The sequence below is a fragment of the Bradyrhizobium elkanii WSM2783 genome (assembly GCF_000472865.1).
Classification (GTDB): Bacteria; Pseudomonadota; Alphaproteobacteria; order Rhizobiales; family Xanthobacteraceae; genus Bradyrhizobium; species Bradyrhizobium elkanii_A.
In genome coordinates this window covers 1-24,084 of the sequence record NZ_AXAP01000089.1, presented here as the reverse complement: position 1 = coordinate 24,084, position 24,084 = coordinate 1, and the positions used below count along the sequence as shown (strand labels likewise).

Genomic DNA, 24,084 nt, shown 5'->3' with positions numbered 1-24,084 from the left:
GCTGGGGCGGCCTGTCATGACAGGAAATCTTCGATCGACCGAATGAAGGCCTCCGGCTGCTCGAGGGGCGGGCAGTGCCCGCATCCCGGCAGTTCACGATAGGACGCGCCAGGGATCTTGTCGGCCAGCAACCGGCAGAGGGGAGGCGGGGTGGCGGCATCGAGCTCACCGCACACGACGCGCGTGGGTTTGCGGATCGCGCCGAGCTGCGGCGTCAGGTCCGCCGTCATCAAGCTGCGACAGGCCGCGATGAAGCCCTGGGGATCGATGCCGAGCAATACGCGTCGCCGCTCGTCGACGGCACCGGGATGCGCGGCGAGATAAGACTCGTGGAAGACGCGGCTGGCCGAAATCGTCGCGACCGAACCGATACCTTCGTTCGCGACCTTGGCGGCCATCAGTTCAAAGGCTTTGCGGCCTTCCGGCGGAAAACCGGCAGCTACGTCGGAAAGGACGAGCTTGCCGAACTTCGCGCCGTGCCGCAGCGCCATCGCGACCGCAACCGTGCCGCCGAACCCGTTGCCGATCACCACGGTCTGTTCAGACAGGCCCTGCGGCGTGAAGAGTTGGGCGAGATGATCTGCGTAGCCCTCGATGCCCGGCGGGATGCAGGCCGAGCCGTGGAAGCCGGGCAGGTTCACGAGGGTGACGCGAAAACGCTGCGTGAGCCAGGGCAGGACGGGATTGAAGGCCGTCCGGTCCGCCAGAAGCGAATGAATGACCAGAAGATCGGGGCCCGAACCCGCCTGGACCGCCGTCAGGCGATCTGCGGCAAGGGTGACTGGTTTGAGCTCCACGTGTGACTCCTTGGAATATTATGGCCAGAAAAAATCTAGGCCTATACCTATCCCGATCTAGCTTATTCGAACACAGACGGAAAGTATTTTCAGTGGCTTGTCAGTCACCGCAAGAAGTCTATAATATATCAGATGAACGAAATTCCCTATCAGCTGATGCGCTCTGATATCTACGGTGTTCTCCGCCGGGAGCTGTTGAGCTGCGCCATCCGCCCCGGCGCCGAGATCAGGGACGCGGAGATCGCCGAGCGTTTCGCGGTGTCCCGCTCGCCGGTCCGCGACGCGCTGCTGCGGCTGGAGGCTGAGGGGCTCGTGGTGATCAGCCCGCGCAAGGGCTATCGAGCCGCGCCGATCTCGATTGCGGACGCGCGCGATCTGTTCGAATTCCGCGCTATCCTCGAACCTGCCTGCGCGGCGAGCGTGGCATCCGAGGCGACCGATGAGGCCCTGCGTGGCCTCGATCGCTTCCGCTCCATCGACGGTTTCGCTGCTGGGGCAGCGGAGGCCGAGCCGACCTTTGTGCAATACAACCGCGAATTTCATCTGGCGATCGCGGGTCTGTGCACGAACCAGCGCATGCGCGAGGCGGCCATCGATCTGATCGAACAGTTCGATCGTCTCGTCATTGTGAGCATCAGCAGCAGCGAGGCCGGCGGCCAGCAGGAGGCGCTGATCGCCGAGCACTGCGAGATCATCACGGCGCTGCAGGCGCGCGATGGCAAGCGGGCGGGGCGCATTCTGGCGCGCCACGCCGGCCGCGCGCGCAAGCGTGTGTTGTCGGCGCTCTCGCGCTCGCCGATCGTGCCCTAGGGAGCCGGCGATGAAAGCGCCTCCGTTCGCCTATCACGATCCGCGCAGCCGCGATGATCTGATCGGATTGCTCGCAGAGCTTGAGAACGCCAAGCTTTTGGCGGGTGGCCAGTCGCTGGTGCCGATGCTGAATTTCCGTGTGGTCGCGCCCGACCACCTGATCGACATCAACCGTATTCCGGATCTCGCCGGCATCCGCCTTTCCGCGGACGACGTCGTGCTTGGGGCCATGACGCGGCAGTGCGATCTGCACGCATCCGCGGACCTCGCCGCAACGGCGCCGATCATTCGCCAGGCGCTGGCTCATGTTGGTCACTTCCAGACACGTTCACGCGGCACGATCGGAGGAAGCTGCTGCCATCTGGATCCAGCGGCGGAATTGCCGGCCCTGTGCGCGCTGCTCGACGCCGAGTTCGACGTAGCGGGTCCAAACGGCGCGCGCATCGTGAAGGGCGGCGACTGGTTCAAGGGCTATCTCGAATCTGCGCTCGAAGAACGGGAATATCTGCAGTCGATAAGGTTGCGCCGCTGGCCGGCCGGGCACGGCTACGGTTTCAGCGAATATGCGCGCAGGCGCGGCGATTTCGCCATCGCCGGCGCGGGTGCGCTGCTCGAATTTGCGGAAGATGCTCGCATCGGGCGCGCTGCGATCGTCGTGTTCGGTGTTGAGCCTGCGCCGATCAGGCTGGTTGAAGCTGAGCGGATGCTGGTGGGGCAGACATTCAGCGAGGCGCTGCTGGCCGAGGTGGCCGCCCAAGCGAGCGCGCTCGATGCGATGGCGGATGTGCATGTCTCCGCCGCTTATCGGCGCCGCCTTGCCGGCGTCGTGACCAGGCGCGCGCTCGCCGAGGCCGCCCGCCCCGCGAGGGAAGCGGTATGAGCGCCCGGAAGATCCATCTGACCGTCAACGGCGAAGCCGTCGAAGCCGAGGTCCAGGCCCGCGTCAACCTTGCCGATTTCCTGCGTCAGGCCATCGGGCTGACCGGTACGCATGTCGGCTGCGAACATGGGGTGTGCGGCGCTTGCACGATCATCGTGGATGGGCGGCCCGCGCGCGCCTGCCTGATGCTCGCCGTTCAAGCCGATGGCGCGAAGGTGGAGACTGTCGAGAGCTTGGGAACGCCAGAGTCGCTCTCGGAGCTCCAGCAGGCCTTCCGTGATCGTCACGCGCTGCAATGTGGCTTCTGCACGCCGGGCATGTTGATGACGATCGAGGCTCTTCTGCGCGTCGAAGCTTCGCCGACGCGCGAGCAGATCAGGGACGTGCTGTCGGGCAATCTCTGTCGCTGCACCGGCTATCAGGCCATTGTCGATGCGGCGCTGGATGCAGCCAAAGCGCGCAGGGGGACGCGATGAGCACGCGCTATTTCGGCGCCGCCGTTCCGCGCCTCGAAGATCCCCGTCTTCTCACGGGCAGGGGGACCTATGTCGACGACGTCGTCCTTCCCGGCATGCTGCACGCCGTCTTCCTCCGTTCGTCGGTCGCGCACGGCCGGGTCAGGAACCTCGATCCGTCGGCTGCGTTGTCGATGCCGGGCGTGCGCGCGGTCTATGCGATGGCGGATTTTGCCGGCTTCGGTTCAGGGCCGATGCCGGCGATGGCGCCTCATCCCCTGCTGAAGAGCCCGGTTACCTGCAGCCCGCTTGCCGTCGACGAGGTTCGCTATGTCGGTGAGGCGATCGCTATGGTTCTCGCCGACAGCCGCGCCGAGGCCGAGGACGCCCTGGCCGCGATCGAACTCGACATCGAGCATCTCCCGGTGGTCGCAAACGCACGCCAAGGCGTTGCGGACGGCGCGCCGCGGGCCCATTCGGGCCGGGAGAGCAACGTGATCGCCACGCTGCGCGGGTCTCACGGCAATGTCGACGCGGTCTTCGCCGCAGCGGCGCATCGGTTCAGCGAGACGTTCGAAATCCATCGCGGGGGTTGCCATGCCATGGAATGTCGCGGCGTTGTCGCGGCGCCGGAGCCCCGATCAGGCGAATTGTCGCTCTGGACCTCGTCGCAGTCGCCCTACATGGTGCGGCGGCATCTGGCGACATATCTCGGCCGCGATGAAGTCGATATTCGCGTCACGGCGCCGGACGTCGGCGGCGGGTTCGGCCCCAAGGCCAATGTCTATCCGGAAGAATTCGCCGTCGCGCTTGCCGCGCTCGCCTGCGGCCGTCCGGTCAAGTGGATCGAAGACCGGCAAGAGCACTTCCTTGCCACCACGCAGCAGCGCGACCAGTTCTGGTCGCTGGAGGTCGCCTGCGATGCGACGGGCCGCATGTTGGGCGTACGCGGCCACTGCATTCATGACAATGGCGCCTATGCGCCTTATGGGCTCATTCTGCCGGCCACGGCCCTGGCGTCCTTTCCGGGCCCTTACGCCCTTGCCGCGTTCGATCTGTCGATCGACGTCGTCCTGACCAATCTGGTGCCGACGTCGCCAGTGCGGGGCGCGGGCAGACCCAACGCCGCCTTCGTGCTGGAGCGCCTTGCCGATACCGTTGCCCGACGTTTGAATCTGCCGCGCGAGGAAGTGCGCCGCCGCAGTTTTGTCCGCGCCGAGCAGATGCCCTATGTGACGGGCGGAAAAATGCGCGACGGCTCACCGGTCGCATATGACAGCGGGGATTACGCGAAGGCGCTGTCGCTGGTGCTCGACAAGATCGATGCCTCCGGCTTCGCGCGGCGCCGCGCCGACGCAGCGGCTCGCGGTCGTCTGCTTGGACTCGGCTTTGCGTCCTGCGTCGAGGACACCGGCCTTGGGCCGTTCGAGGGCGCCTCGGTCCGCGTCACGCCGGCCGGCAAGGTTGTGGTCGCGACGGGCGCTGCGAGCCAGGGCCAGGGGCATGCGACGACGTTGGCCCAGATCGCCGCCGATGCGCTTGGGGTCGATCTATCCCAGGTGACCATCAAGCCCGCCGACAGCCGCATCTTTCCGCTTGGGATCTCCACGATCGCGAGTCGCGTGGCCGTCACCGCGGGGTCTTCGGTCGAGATCGCTGCGCGCAAGGTGCGCGACAAGGCGATCAAGGTTGCCGCTCACATGCTGGAGGCGGGCGAGCACGATCTGGAGATCGAAAACGGGCAGGTTCGCGTGGTGGGCGTGCCCGACATGAACGTGCCGTTATCGACCATCGCGCGGGTTCTGTCCGGCTCCGCCGGCGTGCCGATCCCCGCCGGCGTCGAGCCGGACCTGGCGGCGACCGGCTATTTCGAAGCGAACCAGCTCGCCTTCGCCTACGGGTCTCAGGCCTGCGAAGTCGAAATCGATCCTGAAACCGGTGATACCCGGATCACCCGCTACGTGGTCGCGCATGATTGCGGAAGATTGATCAATCCGCTGATCGTCGATGGTCAGATCAGGGGAGGGGTCGTGCATGGCATCGGCAACGCCTTGTTCGAGCATATGCGGCACGACGAGGCAGGGCAGCCGTTGACCGCGACCTATGCGGATTACCTGCTGCCAGGCGCTGCCGAGATGCCGGATATCGAGATCCATCACATCGAGACGCCGTCGCCACGCAATCCGATCGGAGCCAAGGGCGCCGGCGAGGGTGGTACGATACCCGCGGCGGCCTGCGTGATCTCCGCCATCCAGGATGCGCTCGGACCAGAAGCGCCCTTCGTCACGATGCATCCGCTCTCACCGGAGCAGATTGTGGAATGGATCGACAAAACTAGAAAATAAAACAGGGGGAAACGATGAGTGTAGTGGCAGAGACGACGGCTTTGACGGCCGCCTCAGCAACGAGGTCGGTCCAGTCGGGAGCCAGGCTCGACCGATTGCCGATTTCAGCGTTCCACACACGAATATTCTGGCTGATCGGGGCCGGGATGTTCTTCGACGGCTACGATCTGTATGTCGGCACCAGCGTGCTGGGCGCCACACTCGCGAGCAAGTTTTCGACCCTGGCGCAGAATGCGCAGTTCGTGTCGGTCACCTTCATGGGCATGACGATCGGCGCTCTTGCCGCGGGTTTTCTCGGTGACTCCTATGGACGGCGCTTCACCTACCAGTTCAATCTGCTCCTGTTCGGGATCGCTTCTCTAGGGGCCGCGTTCGCGCCGTCCATGGAATGGCTGATCGCAGCCCGACTGCTGATGGGACTCGGCCTCGGCGCCGAAATCGTCGTCGGCTACTCTTCGCTCACGGAATTCGTGCCCCCCGCGTCGCGTGGCAAGTGGCTGGCGCTGATGGCCATGATCGTGGTGAGCGGCCTGCCCGCCACGACCCTGTTGGGTTCGGCCCTGATTCCACTGGTCGGCTGGCGCGCGATGTTCCTCATCGCCGGCGCTGGCGCGCTGTTTGTCTGGTACCTCAGAAAGGCCTTGCCGGAATCGCCGCGCTGGCTCGAAAGCAAGGGTCGTACCGAGGAAGCGGAAGCCATCGTCGCCGAAATCGAGAAGGAGTGTGGTGCGTCCGCCTTGCCGCCATTGCCGCCCCCCGCCGCGGTCAAGAGCTTCAGCGCGGCGGAATTGTTCGGGCCGGTCCTGCTGCCCCGCTTGATCCTCGGGTCGATCGTTCTGATCGTGATTAATACCCTGATCTTCGGCTTCGTGACTTGGCTGCCGACCTTCTTCGTTCAACAGGGCATGACGCTGACGAAGTCGTTCGCTTATACGCTTGTCATGTCGTTGGCCGCGCCGATCGGTTGCGCATTGGGGAGTGTCCTGGCGGACCGTGCCGGCCGACGGCCAACGATCGTCGGCGGATCGGTGTCCACGATCGCGTTCGGCCTGATCTATCCCATGCTTTCCGATCCCGTGGCCTTCGTCGCCATCGGGTTCTGCCTGCTACTGTCAATCTATGTCCTGGTCGCGCTGCTCTACGGCGTCTACACCCCCGAATTGTTCCCGACCGAAGTCCGGCTCCGTGCCAACGGCATTTGCAACATGCTCGGGCGCGGTGCGACTATCGTGTCTCCGTTCATCGTGCTCGGATTGTTCAGGGCCTATGGCATAGGTGGCGTGACATCCCTGATGATCGGCCTTCTGCTGATTCAGATCGTCGCGGTGATGGCTTGGGGGATAGAGCCGGCAAAACGGGGGTTGGAGGAGCTCGCCGACGGGCGCTGATTGTTTCGCCGTCCCGGCGAGGACGCTGATCGGCCGCGCAAGCCCTGGGCGCTCGCCTTGGGGGCGTGCTTCACCTTTGGATTTTCAACGTTGGGATAAGCAACTGAAATCGCAGCAAAGGTGAACGCGCTCCGAGCGCCAATATGATGGCGTCGTCGCTATTGCACTTCTATGCATCGCGGCCGCTTCATTGGCGTCGCCGGCGCTTTCGGCCCTGCTGACTTAGATTGACCAATCTCGGCGCGGCCGTTGGCTGGGTACGCACATCGAAACTCGGCTGTTGGTCTCGGCATCAGCTATCTTCTTGGTGACAAACTGCCGACACTTCTCGTGTGCGCCGAGCGGACTGAGATGGGCGCATGACCGCCTCCGTGTTCTAATGGCGGGAAGCCTTCAGCGCAGCTCCTTCAACGGCCGGGCGATCTGGTTGGCGCAGTTGAGTAGCACAGGTAGCAGACGTTTGCGCAGATCGTTGACTTTGACGCGGGCCGTGGCCGCACTCACACTGACGGCGGCGACGATGTCGCCGTCCGCGGCAAGCACCGGGACGGCCATTGATCTGATGCTCGGCGCCAGCTCCTCGTCGCTGATCGCATAGCCGTTCTTCGCTGCGGTCCGGATCGCAGACAGAATGTCCGGGATAGTGGTCAGCGTCCGCGGCGAGCGTGCGCTCATCGGTTGCCGGCTCAGTCGTCGCGTGATGTCGTCATCAGTATGGCCGCCGAGCAGGATGCGGCCTGTCGCCGAGCAATAGAGCGGAAGATAGGCGCCGACGCGAACGCCGGTCTGGACGTAGTGCTCGGCTTGCGCGCGCGCAATGAAGAGCGATTGATTGTCGTCCAGCACCGCCAGCGAAATCGATTCCGCGGCTTCATCGCGGGCGCGCTCCAGCAGCGGCTGTGCGATCTGCACGAGCTTATCGCGCTCGGACATCACGCCGCCGAGCCTGCGAAGACGAGGAAGAGGACGGAAGTCTCGTCCCGACAGCTCGAGATAATTCAACTCGACCAGGGTGAGGAGGCATCGGCGCGCGGCTGCGCGTGTGGCGCCTGAAGCGCGCGCGGCGTCGGCGACGCTCATCACCGGGTGAACCGAGAATGCCTCGATGATCGCGAGGCCTTTCGCGAGCCCCGCCATCCCTTCACGTCTCTCTTGGGTTTCCGCGATCGCCATAGCTGAGCTCACCTTGACAGCCGTTTTAGAGTGGCTCAAGGTGTTCGAAATAAAGATACTTGTTCGATATTCGAACGGATCGAACGTGAAGTCAAGAGTGAGGAAGCCCGATGAACAAGATCGTTTTGCCGCCGGAACGAGCAAATCTGGTCAACTGGCCGGAGGGGCTCACCCGCGTTCCGTATTGGGTGTTCCAGGATCAATCGGTTTACGCGGAGGAGCAGCGCAAGATCTTCCAGGGGCCGAATTGGCATTATCTCGCGCTGGAAGTTGAACTGGCGGAGCCGGGCGATTTCCTCACGGCGCACATCGGCGATACGCCCGTGATCGTAACTCGCGACACCGACAATGAAATCTACGCGTTCGAAAACCGATGCGCCCATCGTGGCGCGTTGATCTGTCTGGAAAGCCGCGGCAAGCATCGCAAGGATTTCAGCTGCGTGTATCACGCCTGGAATTACGACCCGCAGGGCAATCTGACGGGAGTCGCCTTCAAGGACGGCATCAAGGGCAAGGGGGGCATGCCCGACTCGTTCAAGATGGAGCAGCACGGTCCGCGCAAGCTGCGCATCGCGATCATTCACGGCCTGATCTTCGGTTCATTCTCTGAGGACGTGCCGTCGATCGAAGAATATCTCGGCGAAGAGATCTTGAACCGCATCGAGCGCGTGCTCGGCGGTCGCACGCCCGTGGTGCTCGGGCGCTTTACCCAGGTGCTTCCAAACAATTGGAAGCTCTATATGGAGAACGTCAAGGATTCCTATCACGCCAGCATTCTGCATCTTTTCTTCACGACATTCGAATTGAACCGGCTGTCGATGAAGGGCGGCATCATAGTCGATGAAAGCGGCGGGCACCACGTCAGCTATTCGGCGATCGATCGCGAGGCCGAAAAGGACGTGGATTACGCCAAGCAGCAGTTGCGCTCGGAGAGCGAGTACAAGCTCGCCGATCCCAGCTTGCTGGAAAGCTTCGACGAATATCGCGATGGCTGTACGCTGCAGATTTTGTCGGTGTTCCCGAGCTTCGTGCTGCAGCAGATCCAGAACGCCATTGCGGTTCGCCAGATCGTGCCGCGTGCGGTCGACAGGACCGATCTGAACTGGACCTATCTCGGCTTCTCTGATGATGCGCCCGAGCAGCGCCTGACACGTATCAAGCAGGGCAACCTGGTTGGGCCGGCCGGATACATCTCGATGGAAGATGGCTGTGTCGGCGGCTTCGTGCAGCGTGGCGTCGCCGGCGCAAGCGACGATCATGCCGTCCTCGAGATGGGCGGAGCCGATGCCAACAGCAGCGAGAGCCGGGTGACCGAGGCGTCAGTGCGCGGCTTCTGGAAGGCGTATCGCGCCAACATGGGACTCTGAGGATACGCGATGACCAGCAGCGTTCTGCAATATATCATCGAAGCGCAGGCGAAGTACTCGCGCTGCATCGATGACGATCGCCTCGAGGAATGGCCGAGCCTGTTTCATGGCCCGTGCCTCTACAGGATCACGACCGCATCGAATTATCGCGAGGGGCTCGAGGCCGGCATCGTGTTTGCGAACTCCCGCGGCATGCTGATTGATCGCGTCTCGGCGCTGCGCGAAGCCAATATCTATGAGCGGCAGACTTATCGTCACATCCTCGGACAGCCGTCGATCTTGTCGGAAGACGGAGCAAAGGTGCGTAGCGAGACCTCCTTCTTGGTGGCGCGCATCCTGCAGGATGGCGACACGTCGATTTACGCCACCGGGCGCTATTTCGATGTCTATGAGATCGCGGACCGATCGGCGCAACTACAAGAGCGGACCGTCGTATGCGACAGCTCCCGGATCGACACGCTGCTAGCGCTGCCGTTATGACCTCGAGAGCTGTTGCGCTGACCATTGGCGATCCGAATGGGATCGGCCCTGAAATCGCGGTGAAGGCTGCGGTGCTGTGTGCGGAAGCGCAGCCCGGCTCATCTCCAATCCTGGTTGGCGACGAGCATGTCATCCGCTTCTACGCGGACAAATTCGCACCCGGCCTGACCCTGACGCAGGCCGGGGCATCCACTGACAAGCGGCCGTTGCTCTATCATCCTGTTGCCGCGCTTGACCCAAGAGCCTTCACGCCTGGACATGGGCGTGCGGAGGGTGGCCGCGCCACCGTCGCCTATGTCGAGGCGGGACTCGACCTAATGAAAGTGGGGCGGGCTCATAGCATCGTGGCTTGTCCGCATTCCGAAACCAATATCAACGCTGCCGGCATCAGGTTCTCCGGCTATCCGAGCCTCCTGGCACGGCTGAAGAAGGTGCCGGAGGATGAAGTGTTCCTCATGCTGGTCGGTGCGGGGCTGCGGATCGCTCATGTGACATTGCATGAGCGGCTTGCCGACGCGCTTGACCGGCTTACGCCAACGCTGATCGAGCGCGCTATTCGCACGACGATCGATGCCTTGAAGAATCTCGGCGTTACACGCCCCAAGCTTGGTGTGTTTGGCATCAATCCTCACGCAGGCGAGGGCGGGCTTTTTGGCGACGATGACGATCGCATCGTCAAGCCGCTGGTCGAGCGACTGAAGGCGGAAGACATCGATATCGAGGGGCCGGTGGGCGCCGATCTGATGCTTGGTCAGCAGGGCTTCGATGCGTTCGTGGCGATGTATCACGATCAGGGACACATTCCGATCAAGCTGCTGGCGGGCCGGAATTCGGCGGCGATGTCGATCGGTGCGGGCCTGATGTTTTCAAGTGTCGGCCATGGCAGCGCCTTCGACATTGCGGGGAAGGGCATTGCCGATCCCACGCCCGTCCTGCGCTGCATCCAGCTCGTCGCAGGTGCCAGTCAATTCAAGGCAATCCCATGACCCACACAATCGCAGTCGAAGGCGCCGACATCAACTTCACGTGCCATGACGGCGAAACCATTCTCGTCGCAGCAGAGCGTGCGGGGTACACGATGCCCTACTCTTGCAGAAAGGGTGTCTGCGCATCCTGCGAAGGCTTTCTGAGCAAGGGCGATGTCAAACAGCGCTCGAAGGAAATGACGGGTCCGGCCGGCAAAGTCCTGTTCTGCACGGCCACGGCCAAGAGCGATCTCACCATCCGGCCGCGCCGCATTCAGCGTCATGATCCGTTGGCGCGGAAGAAAATCCAGGCGCGGGTGTTTCGCATGTCGCGCCCGGTCGATGATGTCGCCATCCTGCAGCTGCGCTTTCCGGCCAGCATTCGTGCCAAGTTCAAGGCCGGGCAGTATCTGCGCATCCGCATGCCGGATGGCGACGAGCGCAGCTTCTCCATGGCTAACGCGCCGCAGGAAAGCGACTGCGTTCAGCTCCACATCCGGCATGTGCCCGGCGGCGCGTTCTCCGAGAGAGTGCTGGCTTCCTTGGAGCTCGACGACAAGCTCGAGGTGGAGGTGCCGTTCGGTGATTTCTACCTGCGCGAGGACGATCAGGCGCGCTACGTATTCGTCGCGACCGGTACAGGCTTCGCGCCGTTGAAGTCCATGCTCGATGACATGATCCGGCGGCGGCTCAACCGCGAGGTACGTTTCTATTGGGGCGGACGCACCGCCGCCGATCTTTATCTCGCGGAGACCTGCGAAAAATGGGCGAAGCGCTATCCGTGGTTCACGTTCATTCCGGTGCTGTCTGAAGCTGACCCGAACTGGGCGGGACGTCGTGGACTGGTTCACGTCGCGGTACTCGAGGATCTTATCGATCTGTCGGACCGGCACGTCTATGCCTGCGGGAATCCGATGATGATCGAAGCCGCGCGCAATGAATTCACGACGCGCTGCGGATTGCCAAGTGATCGCTTTTACGCCGATGCGTTCATCCCGAGCGGATCATCCGACCCAACATTAATTCAAGTCTTGCAAGCTGCCGGCTGACAATTCTGCGCGCTCTTCGTGTCGGCATAGCCGCGCCGTTTCAAGATCAAGAAACAAATTGGACCAAATCATTTGGCCAGCAAAGGTGAGGAAATGAGCAGTACGGAGGTTGCTTTTGACGTCCCATCCTTCATCAATTCGCGCCGCGCCGGCGTCACGCAATACGGGATTGTGGTGTTATGCGGACTCGTCATGTTTCTCGATGGTTTTGACACGCAGGCCATTAGCTACATGGCGCCGTCGATCGCAAAAGAGTGGGGGCTCTCTCGAGAATTGCTCGGGCCGATCTTCTCGTCGGCGCTGACTGGATTGATGGTGGGCTATCTGCTGGTATCGCCGTTATCGGACCGCTTCGGCCATCGCAAGCTTGTGGTCATATCGACGTTTGCGTTCGCACTTCTGACGTTTGCCACCGTCTTTGCAACCAATGTCACTGAATTAATGGCGCTTCGTTTCGTTACCGGTACTGCGCTCGGCTCGGTGGTGCCAAGCGCCATCGCGTTGACGACCGAGTTCAGTCCTGCTCGCTTGCGCGCCACCTTCGTGCTGGCGATCTATTGCGGCTTCTCGCTAGGCTTCGTCGCAGCCGGCGCCGTCGCTGCGTGGGCTATTCCTGCATACGGCTGGCACTCGATGCTGTGGATCGGCGGCGCGGCGCCCATGCTTGTCGCGATTCTGGCGCTGATGTTCTTGCCGGAGTCGATGGATTTCCTCATTCGCACCAAAGCGAAGCCGGATACAGTCTGGCGCGTGGTGCGCCGGGTGGATGGCGCGCTGCCGGTGGAGGGACCGACAAAGTTCGTCACCGAGGTGGGCGAGCGGCGCGGCGCAGTCGGAAGCCTGTTTTCGTCCGGGCGCGCAGCAGGAACGCTGGTGATCTGGATCGTGTTCGTGCTGAACCTTGCGGAGTTCTACGCGCTGCAAAGCTGGCTGCCATCGATGCTGACGAATGTCGGCCATTCCCTCAGCACAGTGGCGCTCGCTACCACCATGACCACCGTTGGTGGCATCGTCGCCGCATTCGCGATCGGACCGGCGATGGACCGCATTGGGCCCTATGGCTCACTTGGCACTGTTTATCTGGCGGGCGTCCTGTTCGTTCTATCGTTCGGCTATTCGATCGACAAGCCAAGCTGGATCATGATCGTGGCTGCGTTCTGTGCCGGGTTTTGTGTCAGCGGCGGACAGAAGAGCGTGATCGCGCTGGCGGCGATTTATTATCCGACCGCGATCAGGTCAACCGGCGTGGGTTGGGCGCTTGGCATCGGCAGGTTAGGGGGCATTGGTGGCCCGCTGTTGATCGGCGCGTTGCTCGCGTACCACTTGAGCCCTCAACATATTCTCTATGTTGCCGGGATCCCGATGTTGCTCGCCGGATTGCTCATCTTGCTGCTTGGCCATTGGTATGGGCGGGACGCAGCCAAGGGAGAAGGTTGAGCAGACCTTCCTCAACCTCCTTGTGTCCCGGAAATCTGTCGGAATGTGCGAACGGGCGGTTGGATCAAAACCGCCCGTTGCTGGAACTGAGCCCGTTGCACCCAAAGAGGAGTCTCATGTGGATGGTGCCGAGCGTCATCGCGCCGGTGGACCACAACACGCTAATCAATCCGGCCCACCCGGAATTCCGTCACATCACCACGGCAGTGCACGAGCCGGTGTTTTGGATCGGCGGCTGTTCGCCGCCGTCATCGTGTCGTGAAAGGCGGATGGTTCGATCGCAGGCTATCGTTGGGCGTACAGCGCAAGCGACCTCTGATCAATTCGGAGGGAGTGGCATAATCCCTTGTGTATACGGGGGTCGATGCGTTCGACCGAGACGGTGTGCGGGAGGCGCGGCTTGGGGAGTTTCGAGGAAACACGTCAGGTAGGTGCATGCCGGCCTTGGGCGTTCAGCGGGGCACGGAACGGGCCAGGAAAAGCGCTGCCGTCGCGGCGATCAGCGCCGGAATGGCGGCTACGGCGAACAGCGGCTGTGGTTCCATGTTACGGGCAAGCATGAGGCCGCCGATCAAAGGACCGACGATCGAGCCGATGCGGCCGATGCCTAGCGCCCAGCCCACACCGGTCGACTTGATCGCGGTCGGGTAAAACGTTGCAGTCAGCGCATTCGAGGCGATCTGCCCGCCGACGATGCAGAATCCGGCAGCAAAGATCGCGACGGTGATGAGGCTCGTCGAATGACTGCTCAAGCCGATCGCCGCTACCGCGACCGCAGCGCACAGATAGGTGAGCGCGAGCGCGCGGAACGAGAAGCGGTCGATAAAGTGGCCGAGCGCGAAGGTGCCGGCCACGCCACCGACCTGCAGCATCGCGCCGATCGCCGCGGCAACTGACACCGAGACACCGAGATCATGAAGCACCGTCGGCAGCCAGTTTGAGAGAAGATAGAGATCGAGCAAGCTCATGAAGAATACGATCCAGAGCAGTAACGTGACGGCACTCCGCTGCTCTGTGAAGAGATGGACCACCGGCAGGCCGGCCAGCTTGGGCTCCTGCACGGCGAAGCGGACGTCGCCCGCAAACGTCGCCTCCGGCGTGATGCGCCGCAACAACCCGGCGACCTCGCGATCGCGCCCGCCCGTCAATGCGAGATAGCGGATCGATTCCGGCAGCGAATGCACAAGAACTGGCACGAGCAGGAGCGGCGCGATGCCGCCGACCAGAAACACCGAGCGCCAGCCGAAAGCGGGGATGACCGCAGCCGCGAGCAAACCGCCGAGCGCCGCGCCGATGGAAAATCCGGCAAACATCGCCATCACCATGGTTGCTCGACGGCGGTGCGGGCTAAACTCGGAGGTCACTGCAACCGCGTTTGGCATCGCGCCGCCGAGGCCGAGACCGGTGAGGAAACGGAGCGCCATCAACCATGTGGCATCCTGGGCCAGCATGGTTAGCAGGCTGCCGATGCCGAATGCAGCGGTGCTGGCCACGATGATCCGCTTGCGGCCGATCCGATCGGCGAGCGGGCCGAAGATCAAGGCGCCGATCATCAGGCCGAATAATCCGGCGCTGAACACTGGTCCAAGCGCATCGCGCGGCAGATTCCATTCTTGCGCCAGGGCGGGCGCAACGTATCCGATGGCCTGCGTGTCGAATCCGTCGATAAAGAGCACCGCCGCACAGATCAGCAGCACCTGAATTTGAAATGTGCCGACCGGCTGTCGGTCGATGTAGCTGGGGACATCGACGACCATCGGGTTGGACTCCTCGTTCACGCCGGTGGCCATGGTGCGATTTCCTCCTGGCGGATCCAAATGTCCCACCGTCTTCTATTTTAAAATCTCTTATAGTGAGATTATGTCGAAGACAATCCTGCTCCGATGTCCCATTCCCGGAAGCGCGGGACCGCGGTACAGGACGGGCGACATTGGAACGGATCGACAGGTGGAGAAGAGAAACAGCCAAGACCGGGTGCTCGCCGTGCTGGAACTGTTCAGCGAAACGCGCCCGCTCTGGACGCCGGACGAACTGATGCGCGAACTCGGCTACACGCGTCCGACGCTCTACCGCTATCTCAAGAGCCTCAGGGAAAGCGGGCTGTTGATGTCCGTCCGTGGCGGCCGCTTCGCCCTCGGGCCTAAAGTCGTCGAGATGGACTATTTGAACCGGCGCGCAGACCCGCTGGTCGCCGCCGCCGCGCCACATCTGGAGCGTCTCACCGCGGCGCATCCCTGTACCGCCCTGATTGTCCGCTGGTATGGCGACAAGATGCTCTGTGTTGCTTCGCAATCGTCGGCGCCCCATCCGGTGAGCAGCTATCCGCGGGGCCGACCGATGCCGATGGGTCGCGGCGCGATTGCCCGCTCGATCATGGCATTCCTGCCGAAACGCAGTCTGGTCCCATTGCTTGAGCGTTATGCCGATGATCTTCGCAGCGTCGGCCTCGGTGCGACGGCCGAGGAAATCGCAGTGGTGCTGAAGCGCATCCGAAGAGCGGGCGTCGCGGTCGCCTTTGGTGAAGTGACCCCCGGGGCAATCGGCATCGCCGCTCCTATCCTCGATGCAAACTATCCGGTCGCGAGTCTCTGTCTCACTATCGCTGGCCAGCATGCGAATGGTGGCCTGATTGATCGGATTAGCGGGGAAGTGCGCCAAACGGCCAACCTGATCTCTGCCGAGATCTTCGAGGAAAATGGATAGAAATCTCAAAATATGAGATTTTAGCTTGACCTGAGCCGCGATGCTCTGCATTGAATTACGGTCCCCCTGCAGCCGGCATTGATCGACTAGCAGTGCGCAAGTGAGGTCGGTGCGAATGCAGAGTCCGGGTAAAGCTGTTCCGGTGGTGATCGTCGGCGGAGGACCGGTCGGGACCGGACTTGCAATCGATCTCGGTCTGCGGGGCATCAACTGCATCGTTGTCGAACGCTACAGCGAGCCGCAGCCGATTCCGAAAGGACAGAATCTCACCCAGCGTACCCTCGAGCATTTCCATTTCTGGGGCGCTGAAGGGGAATTGCGCGCCGCCCGAACCATACCGAGTGATTACGGCATCGGCGGCATGACCAGCTACGGCACCTTGCTGAGCGGTTACCGCTACGACTGGCTACAGCGCGAACTGGTGCGGCCGTTTTATTTCTGCGACAATGAGCGCCTGCCGCAATACGCCACCGAGGCGGTGTTGCGCCGCAGGGCAGCGCAGATCCCAAACATCAATACCTTGTTTGGCTGGACCTGTGAGCGGATACATCCCGACGAAGGCGGGGTGGATATCGAAATCACCAATCGTGACGGAAACACGCGAAGCTTGCGCGCCGACTATGCCGTCGGTTGCGATGGAAGTCGATCGATCGTGCGCGACCAGGCGGGCATTCGCCAGACCAGGTCCGACCACGACCGCTTGATGGTGTTGCTCGTATTCCGTTCGACCGGCCTGCACCGGCTGCTTGAGCGCTATCCCGGCAAATCGTTCTACAACGTGCTGCATCCGGAACTCGACGGCTATTGGAAATTCTTCGGCCGTGTGGATCTCGGCACCACGTGGTTCTTCCATGCGCCCGTTCCCGCCCACACCACGCGCGATAATTTCGATTTCCGACGACTCCTGCACGAGGCCGCCGGTGCGGAGTTCGAGATCGAGTTCGATCATATCGGCTTTTGGGATCTACGCTTTGCGCTGGCCGACAGCTATCGCGCGGGCCGTGTCTTCATCGCCGGGGACGCGGCGCACAGCCACCCCCCTTACGGCGGCTATGGGATCAACAGCGGGCTGGAGGATGCCGTCAACCTGTCCTGGAAGCTCGCGGCCACCCTGCAGGGCTGGGGCGGCTCCGGCCTGCTCGACGGCTATGACGCGGAGCGGCGGCCGGTATTCGCTTCGACCGCGCGCGACTTCATCGAGAAGTCGATCTTCGATGATCGCGATTTCCTGCGCCGGCATAATCCATCGGTTGACCGCGCCGACTTCGAAGCGGCCTGGCGCGAGCGACAGTCCGGCGCGCGCACTGAAGTCAACGCCTTCGAGCCGAATTATGAGGGCTCGCCGATCGTGTTCGGGCCGCCGGGTGCCGTGAGCAGTGCGATCGGTTCGCATGGCTATGCGGCCCGCGCCGGTCACCATCTCACGCCGCAGCCTTTATCCTCGGGCAAGAACATCTACGAAGAACTCGGCAGCGGCTTCACGCTGCTTGATCTGGGCGCGCCGAACGCTTTTGTGCAGGAATTCCGGCGCGCAAGCCACAGGCTGCGCCTTCCGCTCAAGGTGATCCAGGACAGCCGTGCCGACGGCCGGGAGCGTTATGACGCTTCGCTCGTGCTGGTCCGTCCCGATCAGTTCGTTGCCTGGGCGTCCAACGAGGGCACCGGCGATCCGGCCGATATCCTGCGACGGGTTGTGGGTGGTGATCCGTGAAGTCGGACCGCCTCCAAGTCAGAAACAAGAAACTGAAAAGCCGAGACCGGCAGGGAAACGACAGGGAACCAGGGCATGAACTCTTACAGCGCTGCGCATTATTTCCTCGAAGGTCTCGTGGACCTCGGAGTGGACTGTATCTTCGCCAATCTCGGGACCGACCACGTGTCCCTGATTGAGGAAGTCGCGCGGTGGGACAAGCAAGGCCGCAAGCATCCGCAGATTATCCTCTGTCCACATGAGATCGTCGCCGTCCACATGGCCGGCGGTTACGCACTGGCGACGGGGAGGGGGCAGGCCGTTTTCGTGCATGTCGACGCCGGCACCGCAAATGCGTGCATGGCGATCCAGAACTTGTTTCGCTACCGTTTGCCCGTGATGCTGTTCGCCGGCCGCGCGCCCTACACCTTGCATGGTGAACTGCCAGCCTCGCGCGACACCTATGTCCATTTCGTGCAAGATTCGTTCGACATTGCGAGCATCGTTCGTCCCTATGTGAAATGGGAGTACTCGCTGCCGTCCGGCATAGTGGTCAAGGAGGCTCTGGCCCGCGCGGCCGCTTTCATGCACAGCGATCCTCCCGGACCGGTCTACATGATGCTGCCGCGCGAGACGCTGGCGGAGACATGGGACGAAGCGCGGATGCCGGCCTACGACGCAGCACGGTACGGCGGCGTTCGGTCCGGCGGCATCGATCGGGCAAGAGTCGAGGCCATCGCCGACCAGCTGATGGCCGCGGACAACCCGATTGCGCTGACCGCCTATCTCGGTCGTAAGGCAGAGGCGGTTGCCGTGCTCGATCGATTGGCGCGGACCTGCGGCATCCGGGTCGCCGAATTCAATTCCATCGATCTCAATATGCCGCAGGGCTCGCCCTGCTTTGCGGGCTTCGATCCTCTGCCCCTGCTGGAGCAGGCGGATCTCGGGCTTTTGCTGGACACCGACGTCCCATTCGTTCCGCAGTACGCCAAGCGCATCGATGCGATCCGGTGGATCCAGATCGACGTCGATCCCCTGAAATCAGACTTTCCGATGTGGGGCTTTCCAACTGACATAAGAATTCAGGGCGACTGCGCGACCGTGCTGCAGCAGGTGCTCGACGTCGTCGAGGCGCGCGCCGACGATGGTTATCGCCGGCGGGTCACTGAGCGCATCGCGAGCTGGGATGGGGCGCGCGAGGCCGCAGCGAAACGCCGGGCCGCGGCTGCCGCCAACAAAGGGGTTCTGGGTGCGCTCAATCCCAGCTATCTGTTTGCTGTCCTGAACAGCAAGTTGGCGCAGGACGATATCGTTCTCAATGAGGCGATCCGCAACGGGCCGATGCTGCAGGAGCAGATTCATCGCACGCAGCCCCGAAGCTATGTCGGGCTCGCCGGCGGCGGCCTCGGCTTCAGCGGCGGCATGGCGCTGGGATTGAAGCTGGCGCAGCCGCATCGGCGCGTCGTACAGATCATCGGCGACGGCGCTTTTCATTTTTCCTCGCCCGACTCCGTCTATGCAACTGCGCGGCAGTATGAGCTTCCGATCCTGACCGTGGTGCTGGACAACGGCGGCTGGCAGGCCGTGAAATCCGCAGTTCAGCGCGTTTATCCCACGGGTGTTGCCGCGGAAACGAACTCGTTCCAGTCCAGCTTGAGGTCGGACCGTCAGGGTGAGCAACGCCGTTTCGCCGACGTCGCACGTGCCTTCGGAGCTCATGGCGAGAGCGTGACTGAACCCGATGAGCTTGCCGGGGCGATCGATCGGTGCCTGGCGGCGGTGGACGACGGCAGGGCCGCAGTCCTGCATGTTCACGTCACGCCGCTTTAGTTCACAATGCTGGACAGTGCCGTCGTCACAATAGAAAAACAGACGCGGCGATTGCGAGGGAGAAACGTCACCGTGAAGGTTTTGAAAAGGCGATTCCTGGCCGGCATCTGTGTTGGATTGGTCGCATTGATTTCTCCTCGCACCACCATTGCGGAGCAGGCCACAAAATATCCGTCGCGACCCATCCACATCGTCGTCGGTTTCACGCCTGGCGGCGGCAACGATATTATCGCGCGTCTCTTCGGGCAAAAATTGTCCGAGAGCCTTGGTCAACCAGTCATCATCGAAAACAAGCCGGGCGCCGGCGCGATTCTCGCCACCGATTATGTCGCGAAATCAGCACCCGACGGCTACACGCTCCTGATCGGTGCCAGCGGCGCCATGGTCATCAATCCGGCGGTTTACGCGAGATTGCCGTACGATCCTGTTCGCGATTTCATTCCAATTTCGGAACTCGGGTCGTTTCCGCTGATCCTGATCGTCAACGCCGCGTCGCCGCTCAAGTCCGTATCCGGGCTCGTTGCTTACGCAAAGCAAAATCCGAACAAGGCCAACTATTCCAGTTCGTCTGCGGCGTTTCAGCTGGCTACCGAGCTATTCAAGCAGAAGACCGGCGCGCCGATGCAGATGATCCCTTACAAGGGCGCCAATGATTCCGTGGTCGCGGTGATCGCGGGCGAGGTGACAACGACGATTGCCGATGCCGGTTCGGTCTGGAGCCAGATCGCGGGCGGCCAGGCGCGCGCGCTCGCCGTTGCGGCGCCGAAGCGCATGGAGGAGCTGCCTGACGTTCCAACCATGAAGGAAGCAGGTGCAGACGTCGATGCTGTGTTGTGGAGCGGCATTCTTGCGCCCAAAGGGACGCCGCCAGATGTCATAAGGAAACTGCAGGACGAATTCATGCGGATCGCCAAACTTCCAGACGTGGTTTCGCGATTGAAGCTACTCAACATCGACTCGGTCGGCAGTTCGTCGGACGAATTTTCCCGAATTATCGCATCGGATATCGCGCGCTGGACCGAGATAGCACGGATCGGCAACGTCAAGATCGAGCCGTGAACGGCTCAGGCGGAGAGTGGTGCGATGGCTGGGATGCTTGATGCGGACGTCGTGGTTGTCGGCGCCGGGCCGGTTGGGCTCACGCTTGCCATGGACCTGGCTTGGCGCGGCAGACGCGTGATCGTTCTGGAGACGCGCAGACGTGACGAGCCGCCCAGCGTCAAATCCAATCACGTCTCGGCGCGCTCGATGGAAATCTTCCGGCGGCTTGGCGTCGCTCTAAAGGTGCGCAACGCCGGACTGCCGCCAGACTATCCGAACGATGTCGCCTATCGAACGTCGTTCCTTGGCCGTGAACTGACCAGGATCAAGATTCCGTGCCGCGCGGAGCGATATACGTCCAAGGACGGCCCGGATACATGGTGGCCGACGCCGGAGCCGCCGCATCGGATCAACCAGATCTATCTCGAGCCGGTCCTGTTCGCACATTTGTCGTCGATGCCCGGCGTGCACATCCTGAGCGGAACATCGCTCGTCGATTTTCGGCAGAGTCCGGAGGGGGTCATCGCATCCGCGCGGGAGCGCGATACCGCGAAGGAAATCGCAGCATCCTGCCGGTTTCTGGTCGGCTGCGATGGCGGGCGCTCTCTGGTCCGCAACACGATCGGTGGGCGGCTGAGCGGCGATCCTGTTCTGCAACGCGTGCAGTCGAGCTTCATTCGAGCCCCAAAACTGCTCGAGATGTTGAGACAACGCGGCGGGACGCCGGCGTGGGCTTCCTTTGCACTGAACCCGCGTCAATCCGGCAACGTATACGCGATCGATGGCAAAGAGACCTGGCTCGTGCATGTTTATCTGAATGCCGACGTGACGGAATTCGATGCCGTGGATCGCGACGGTGCAATCCGAACAGTGCTCGGCGTGGACGGGGATTTTCAGTACGAGCTGATTGCCAAGGAAGACTGGATCGGGCGGCGTCTGATCACGGACAAGGTTCGTGACGGCCGCGTCTTCATATGCGGAGACGCTTGCCACCTGTGGGTCCCTTATGCTGGCTATGGCATGAATGCGGGCATTGCGGACGCGGCAAATCTGGCGTGGTTGCTTGCGGCCCATCTGGAGGGTTGGGCCGATGAGCGAATTCTGAACGCCTACGAGGCCGAGCGGCTTCCGATCACGGAGCAGGTGTCACATTTCGCCATGGACCACGCCCACGCCATGGCGAAAGCGCGGAAGTCCATTCCACGCGACATCGAAGTGGAGGGGCCGGAAGGTGACGCCGTTCGAGGCTTGATTGGACAATCGGCCTATGACCTCAATGTTCAGCAATATTGCTGTGCGGGGCTCAATTTTGGCTACTATTATCGAGGTTCCCCGATCATCGCTTATGATGAAGAGATTCCGCCGCCCTATACGATGGGTGACTTCACGCCATCGACCGCTCCCGGCGCGCGCGTCCCGCACTTTTGGCTCGCCGATGGCCGCTCCTTGTACGACGCGATGGGACCTTACTACACACTGCTTCGCAGCGATCCAGGCGTCGATGCGTACGGCTTGACGACCACTGCTTCGGCGGTCGGCATGCCTTTGACAGTTCTCGACATTGCCGCAGCGGAGTTGCCCGCCGTCTATCGGCACCCTCTCATACTGGCTCGTCCGGATCAGCATGTCGCTTGGCGTGGCGATCGGCTGCCGAACAATCCCGCAGCGCTGATGAACATTCTTCGCGGCAGCCAAGGCGTCTAACACAGACAAACATGACCATTGACCAACGCCCGGCGGGCGGCTCGCCTGCGGCCACGGCGGATGCGTCGTTGGAATGCGGTCCATTCGCCTCTGTAATTCGACCGGCCAGAGGAGCTTGGCGCGAGGTTATCGGCTAAGTTTCAAGGAACGGCAGCAAGAGCCCCATACGTACAGCCGGGCTAATCTAAATTAACTGTCCGCGAAGCTCGGGATCTCCGCGCAAAAGAGATCTTCTTCCATGTCATTGATCGTCAATTCGGTAATATATAAGAGATGTCAATAACGTGTAAGTTCGCAATGCTGTCTGTGAGGCGCGACGCCGCTTGAGACAGTTCGAGATTGTATTGCGATTCCAAGCGCGGCCGTAATGGTTGACGCTCCCTTCAATACCTGCGTATGTCTACTGACGAGCAAGACTGGGTAACGGGGACCTAAAGGCGCCGGATAAGGTGACCGGCCAACTTGCATCGGTCGGCCGGTCGCGCCTCTCAAACGACAGGGACACCATAATAATCGTTCACCATGCGTCCAGCAGCCGGATCACTCCAGTTCCACGCATTCTCATCACGATACTTGGGAGCCCCGCGAAGCTGGTCTTCGGTGATCCCAGTAACGTAGCCGCCTAGGTTCGTGTCGTATTTCAACGATTGCCATGGCAGCGGGTAGTGATCATCGCCGATGCCAAGGAAGCCACCAAAGCTCAGGACAGCGTAAGAGACGTTGCCGCTAACCTTGTCGATCATCACGCGTTCGATAGTTCCGATCTTTTTATTCTCGGCGCCGTAAACTGAGGTGCCTTCGACCTTGTCGCTTCCGATCAGATTGACTGTCTCGCGAGACTCTACTGACATTTGAATCCTCCTGTGTCAGGTTATAGGGATTCAATCGCAGCAGGACGCTTGATGTTCCTCCGTGCAGGCTGCCCATCATTTCGGGTCCTGGTAATGGAGTTGAGAGCTAACCGTGTAGCTCGGCGCCTTCCGGCGCGATCTTCACGTAGGTGCCGCTCTCGTGCAGCCCCAGCCAGCCGCGCTCGATTGCGAGCTTAAAGTCTGCGCCCGCGACCGATTTACATTCTGTTCGCCGTCGGCCAAATGCCCTTATTTTCAGGTGCCACAACGAGACGGCTCTAGTCTAGTACGGGGGCCGAGGGCCGTTTCGGAGGGCTCCAGTTTAAAGAACGGAAGCGACCCCTTCGTGGAGACGGAGCGAGGTCCACTCCCGCTATTTCCCGGCGCCCCAACAGACGCTGTTTGCTAAGAGCGGCCAATCGGACCCCTGCGAGGTCCTGATTTTTTGGGGCAGGTGTCCTAACTCGGACAGCACTTGGTGTCGTCAACGGGCTAGCTAGTGTGTTCGTTTATCGTGGCTTCGTAGCGGGCGCGCTGTTCATCCTTCTTCGCTGGTGATGCCGATTCGGTAAAGCAAGCGGTCGCGCGCCATGACATCGAGGCTCCAACTCTCCCCCGGCTGGAGCGATGTTTCAATGTCCCGGGTCAGCAACAGAGCTTCCTTCCAGGCAGCGCGATCGTCTCGAAGCTCCGTTCCGACTTCGTCCCGAAATGGGAACTTTCCGATGATGTGAAAGAAGTAACGGGGCATTGACTGCAAACCACGACTTTCCGTCCGCAAACGCGACCTTCCGCAGACCGTTCCTAAACGGCTGGGCTAGGAACGTTAAACCGGATGGGTGAATTGAAGTTGATGCGGGGCCAATCGGCGCCGGGAGCGAGCGCGACCAGTGTACCGGTCATGGTTGAGCACGGAGATATTTGCCGCACGCGAGCCGAGCACTGCCGGCAACAAGCCGCGAAGACGGTCTCTTCGATAGACAAGCAGCAACTGCTTCGGCTTTCCGAAGAATGGCTGAGGCTCGCACAGCGACCCTCATTCGCGGACGAGTTGGCTGCCGACGGCAGTGAGGCGATCGGCCCCGCTCTCAGGCATCCAACGGTTCACTGAGCGCCCGC

20 protein-coding genes and 1 pseudogene are annotated in these 24,084 nt (G+C 61.9%); 16 read left to right on the top strand and 5 right to left on the bottom strand.

Annotation, left to right across the window (positions count from 1 at the left end; genetic code table 11):
• Positions 1 to 14 precede the first annotated feature (14 nt).
• Positions 15 to 797 carry an alpha/beta fold hydrolase gene (locus YY7_RS0141255; RefSeq protein WP_028168272.1) on the bottom strand — a complete coding sequence of 261 codons (783 nt, stop codon included), beginning with the start codon at positions 795 to 797 and terminating at the stop codon, positions 15 to 17.
• Positions 798 to 929: 132 nt separating this feature from the next.
• Here YY7_RS0141255 and YY7_RS0141250 point away from each other — a divergent pair, with 132 nt between their 5' ends.
• From YY7_RS0141250 to YY7_RS0141230, 5 genes are read left to right on the top strand one after another with little or no spacing between them, the layout of a single operon-like run.
• A complete protein-coding gene (locus tag YY7_RS0141250; protein WP_035692327.1) occupies positions 930 to 1,607 on the top strand; it encodes a GntR family transcriptional regulator in 678 nt (225 codons plus the stop codon).
• A gap of 10 nt (positions 1,608 to 1,617) precedes the next feature.
• A complete protein-coding gene (locus tag YY7_RS0141245) occupies positions 1,618 to 2,487 on the top strand; it encodes an FAD binding domain-containing protein (RefSeq protein WP_028168270.1) in 870 nt (289 codons plus the stop codon).
• Entirely contained in the window at positions 2,484 to 2,963 is a 480-nt protein-coding gene (locus YY7_RS0141240; RefSeq protein WP_028168269.1) for a (2Fe-2S)-binding protein, read from the top strand. The genes YY7_RS0141245 and YY7_RS0141240 overlap by 4 nt, the downstream gene beginning before the upstream one ends.
• A complete protein-coding gene (locus YY7_RS54505; RefSeq protein WP_035692324.1) occupies positions 2,960 to 5,287 on the top strand; it encodes a xanthine dehydrogenase family protein molybdopterin-binding subunit in 2,328 nt (775 codons plus the stop codon). The genes YY7_RS0141240 and YY7_RS54505 overlap by 4 nt, the downstream gene beginning before the upstream one ends.
• A gap of 14 nt (positions 5,288 to 5,301) precedes the next feature.
• Positions 5,302 to 6,675, top strand: a complete 1,374-nt coding sequence (locus tag YY7_RS0141230; protein WP_051397192.1) for an MFS transporter — start codon at positions 5,302 to 5,304, stop codon at positions 6,673 to 6,675.
• Between the two features lie 393 nt (positions 6,676 to 7,068).
• Here YY7_RS0141230 and YY7_RS0141225 read toward each other — a convergent pair whose 3' ends face one another.
• The gene (locus tag YY7_RS0141225) at positions 7,069 to 7,848 is read right to left on the bottom strand and encodes an IclR family transcriptional regulator domain-containing protein (protein WP_210164736.1); all 780 of its coding nucleotides are present in this window, start codon (positions 7,846 to 7,848) and stop codon (positions 7,069 to 7,071) included.
• Between the two features lie 110 nt (positions 7,849 to 7,958).
• Here YY7_RS0141225 and YY7_RS0141220 point away from each other — a divergent pair, with 110 nt between their 5' ends.
• From YY7_RS0141220 to YY7_RS0141200, 6 genes and pseudogenes are all read left to right on the top strand, one after another.
• Positions 7,959 to 9,215: an aromatic ring-hydroxylating dioxygenase subunit alpha gene (locus tag YY7_RS0141220; protein ID WP_028168266.1), complete on the top strand. Its 1,257-nt coding sequence runs from the start codon at positions 7,959 to 7,961 to the stop codon at positions 9,213 to 9,215.
• 9 nt (positions 9,216 to 9,224) lie between these two features.
• Positions 9,225 to 9,695 (top strand): aromatic-ring-hydroxylating dioxygenase subunit beta, encoded by a 471-nt coding sequence (locus YY7_RS0141215; protein ID WP_028168265.1) that lies wholly within the window; start codon positions 9,225 to 9,227, stop codon positions 9,693 to 9,695.
• Positions 9,692 to 10,681 (top strand): PdxA family dehydrogenase, encoded by a 990-nt coding sequence (locus tag YY7_RS0141210; RefSeq protein ID WP_028168264.1) that lies wholly within the window; start codon positions 9,692 to 9,694, stop codon positions 10,679 to 10,681. The genes YY7_RS0141215 and YY7_RS0141210 overlap by 4 nt, the downstream gene beginning before the upstream one ends.
• Positions 10,678 to 10,842: pseudogene (locus tag YY7_RS63910) on the top strand (2Fe-2S iron-sulfur cluster-binding protein); the annotation flags it as partial. The gene YY7_RS0141210 and the pseudogene YY7_RS63910, both read left to right, overlap by 4 nt.
• 144 nt (positions 10,843 to 10,986) lie before the next feature.
• Positions 10,987 to 11,709 (top strand): NAD(P)H-flavin reductase, encoded by a 723-nt coding sequence (locus tag YY7_RS0141205; protein ID WP_245287593.1) that lies wholly within the window; start codon positions 10,987 to 10,989, stop codon positions 11,707 to 11,709.
• 93 nt (positions 11,710 to 11,802) lie between these two features.
• On the top strand, positions 11,803 to 13,146 hold the full coding sequence (locus tag YY7_RS0141200) for an MFS transporter (RefSeq protein ID WP_028168262.1): 1,344 nt from the start codon (positions 11,803 to 11,805) through the stop codon (positions 13,144 to 13,146).
• A gap of 452 nt (positions 13,147 to 13,598) precedes the next feature.
• On the opposite strand, the gene YY7_RS0141195 is transcribed toward YY7_RS0141200, so the two are convergent.
• The gene (locus YY7_RS0141195; RefSeq protein ID WP_028168261.1) at positions 13,599 to 14,936 is read right to left on the bottom strand and encodes an MFS transporter; all 1,338 of its coding nucleotides are present in this window, start codon (positions 14,934 to 14,936) and stop codon (positions 13,599 to 13,601) included.
• 184 nt (positions 14,937 to 15,120) lie between these two features.
• Here YY7_RS0141195 and YY7_RS0141190 point away from each other — a divergent pair, with 184 nt between their 5' ends.
• The 5 genes from YY7_RS0141190 to YY7_RS0141170 all read left to right on the top strand — a co-directional run bounded on the left by YY7_RS0141190 (position 15,121) and on the right by YY7_RS0141170 (position 22,114).
• A complete protein-coding gene (locus YY7_RS0141190) occupies positions 15,121 to 15,849 on the top strand; it encodes an IclR family transcriptional regulator (protein WP_245287592.1) in 729 nt (242 codons plus the stop codon).
• Between the two features lie 115 nt (positions 15,850 to 15,964).
• Positions 15,965 to 17,560, top strand: coding sequence for an FAD-dependent monooxygenase (locus tag YY7_RS0141185; protein WP_035692321.1), 1,596 nt, complete (start codon positions 15,965 to 15,967; stop codon positions 17,558 to 17,560).
• A gap of 75 nt (positions 17,561 to 17,635) precedes the next feature.
• A complete protein-coding gene (locus tag YY7_RS0141180; protein ID WP_028168258.1) occupies positions 17,636 to 19,369 on the top strand; it encodes a thiamine pyrophosphate-requiring protein in 1,734 nt (577 codons plus the stop codon).
• Between the two features lie 72 nt (positions 19,370 to 19,441).
• On the top strand, positions 19,442 to 20,428 hold the full coding sequence (locus YY7_RS0141175) for a Bug family tripartite tricarboxylate transporter substrate binding protein (RefSeq protein ID WP_028168257.1): 987 nt from the start codon (positions 19,442 to 19,444) through the stop codon (positions 20,426 to 20,428).
• A 24-nt stretch (positions 20,429 to 20,452) separates the two neighbouring features.
• Positions 20,453 to 22,114, top strand: a complete 1,662-nt coding sequence (locus tag YY7_RS0141170; RefSeq protein ID WP_028168256.1) for an FAD-dependent oxidoreductase — start codon at positions 20,453 to 20,455, stop codon at positions 22,112 to 22,114.
• 488 nt (positions 22,115 to 22,602) lie between these two features.
• On the opposite strand, the gene YY7_RS0141165 is transcribed toward YY7_RS0141170, so the two are convergent.
• The gene (locus tag YY7_RS0141165) at positions 22,603 to 22,965 is read right to left on the bottom strand and encodes a PRC-barrel domain-containing protein (protein WP_028168255.1); all 363 of its coding nucleotides are present in this window, start codon (positions 22,963 to 22,965) and stop codon (positions 22,603 to 22,605) included.
• Between the two features lie 538 nt (positions 22,966 to 23,503).
• Positions 23,504 to 23,716 carry a DUF6894 family protein gene (locus YY7_RS54500; RefSeq protein WP_051397191.1) on the bottom strand — a complete coding sequence of 71 codons (213 nt, stop codon included), beginning with the start codon at positions 23,714 to 23,716 and terminating at the stop codon, positions 23,504 to 23,506.
• Between the last annotated feature and the right edge of the window lie 368 nt (positions 23,717 to 24,084).

Bases quoted from the DNA above. Each gene is read 5' to 3' on its own strand.
- YY7_RS54505 (WP_035692324.1), top strand. From the start codon at position 2,960: ATGAGCACGCGCTATTTCGGCGCCGCCGTTCCGCGCCTCGAAGATCCC.
- YY7_RS0141210 (WP_028168264.1), top strand. From the start codon at position 9,692: ATGACCTCGAGAGCTGTTGCGCTGACCATTGGCGATCCGAATGGGATC.
- YY7_RS0141200 (WP_028168262.1), top strand. From the start codon at position 11,803: ATGAGCAGTACGGAGGTTGCTTTTGACGTCCCATCCTTCATCAATTCG.
- YY7_RS0141170 (WP_028168256.1), top strand. From the start codon at position 20,453: ATGGCTGGGATGCTTGATGCGGACGTCGTGGTTGTCGGCGCCGGGCCG.
- YY7_RS0141240 (WP_028168269.1), top strand. From the start codon at position 2,484: ATGAGCGCCCGGAAGATCCATCTGACCGTCAACGGCGAAGCCGTCGAA.
- YY7_RS0141195 (WP_028168261.1), bottom strand. From the start codon at position 14,936: ATGGCCACCGGCGTGAACGAGGAGTCCAACCCGATGGTCGTCGATGTC.
- YY7_RS0141250 (WP_035692327.1), top strand. From the start codon at position 930: ATGAACGAAATTCCCTATCAGCTGATGCGCTCTGATATCTACGGTGTT.
- YY7_RS0141205 (WP_245287593.1), top strand. From the start codon at position 10,987: ATGTCGCGCCCGGTCGATGATGTCGCCATCCTGCAGCTGCGCTTTCCG.
- YY7_RS0141230 (WP_051397192.1), top strand. From the start codon at position 5,302: ATGAGTGTAGTGGCAGAGACGACGGCTTTGACGGCCGCCTCAGCAACG.
- YY7_RS0141165 (WP_028168255.1), bottom strand. From the start codon at position 22,965: ATGTCAGTAGAGTCTCGCGAGACAGTCAATCTGATCGGAAGCGACAAG.
- YY7_RS0141245 (WP_028168270.1), top strand. From the start codon at position 1,618: ATGAAAGCGCCTCCGTTCGCCTATCACGATCCGCGCAGCCGCGATGAT.
- YY7_RS0141225 (WP_210164736.1), bottom strand. From the start codon at position 7,848: ATGGCGATCGCGGAAACCCAAGAGAGACGTGAAGGGATGGCGGGGCTC.
- YY7_RS0141180 (WP_028168258.1), top strand. From the start codon at position 17,636: ATGAACTCTTACAGCGCTGCGCATTATTTCCTCGAAGGTCTCGTGGAC.
- YY7_RS0141185 (WP_035692321.1), top strand. From the start codon at position 15,965: ATGCAGAGTCCGGGTAAAGCTGTTCCGGTGGTGATCGTCGGCGGAGGA.
- YY7_RS54500 (WP_051397191.1), bottom strand. From the start codon at position 23,716: ATGCCCCGTTACTTCTTTCACATCATCGGAAAGTTCCCATTTCGGGAC.
- YY7_RS0141215 (WP_028168265.1), top strand. From the start codon at position 9,225: ATGACCAGCAGCGTTCTGCAATATATCATCGAAGCGCAGGCGAAGTAC.
- YY7_RS0141220 (WP_028168266.1), top strand. From the start codon at position 7,959: ATGAACAAGATCGTTTTGCCGCCGGAACGAGCAAATCTGGTCAACTGG.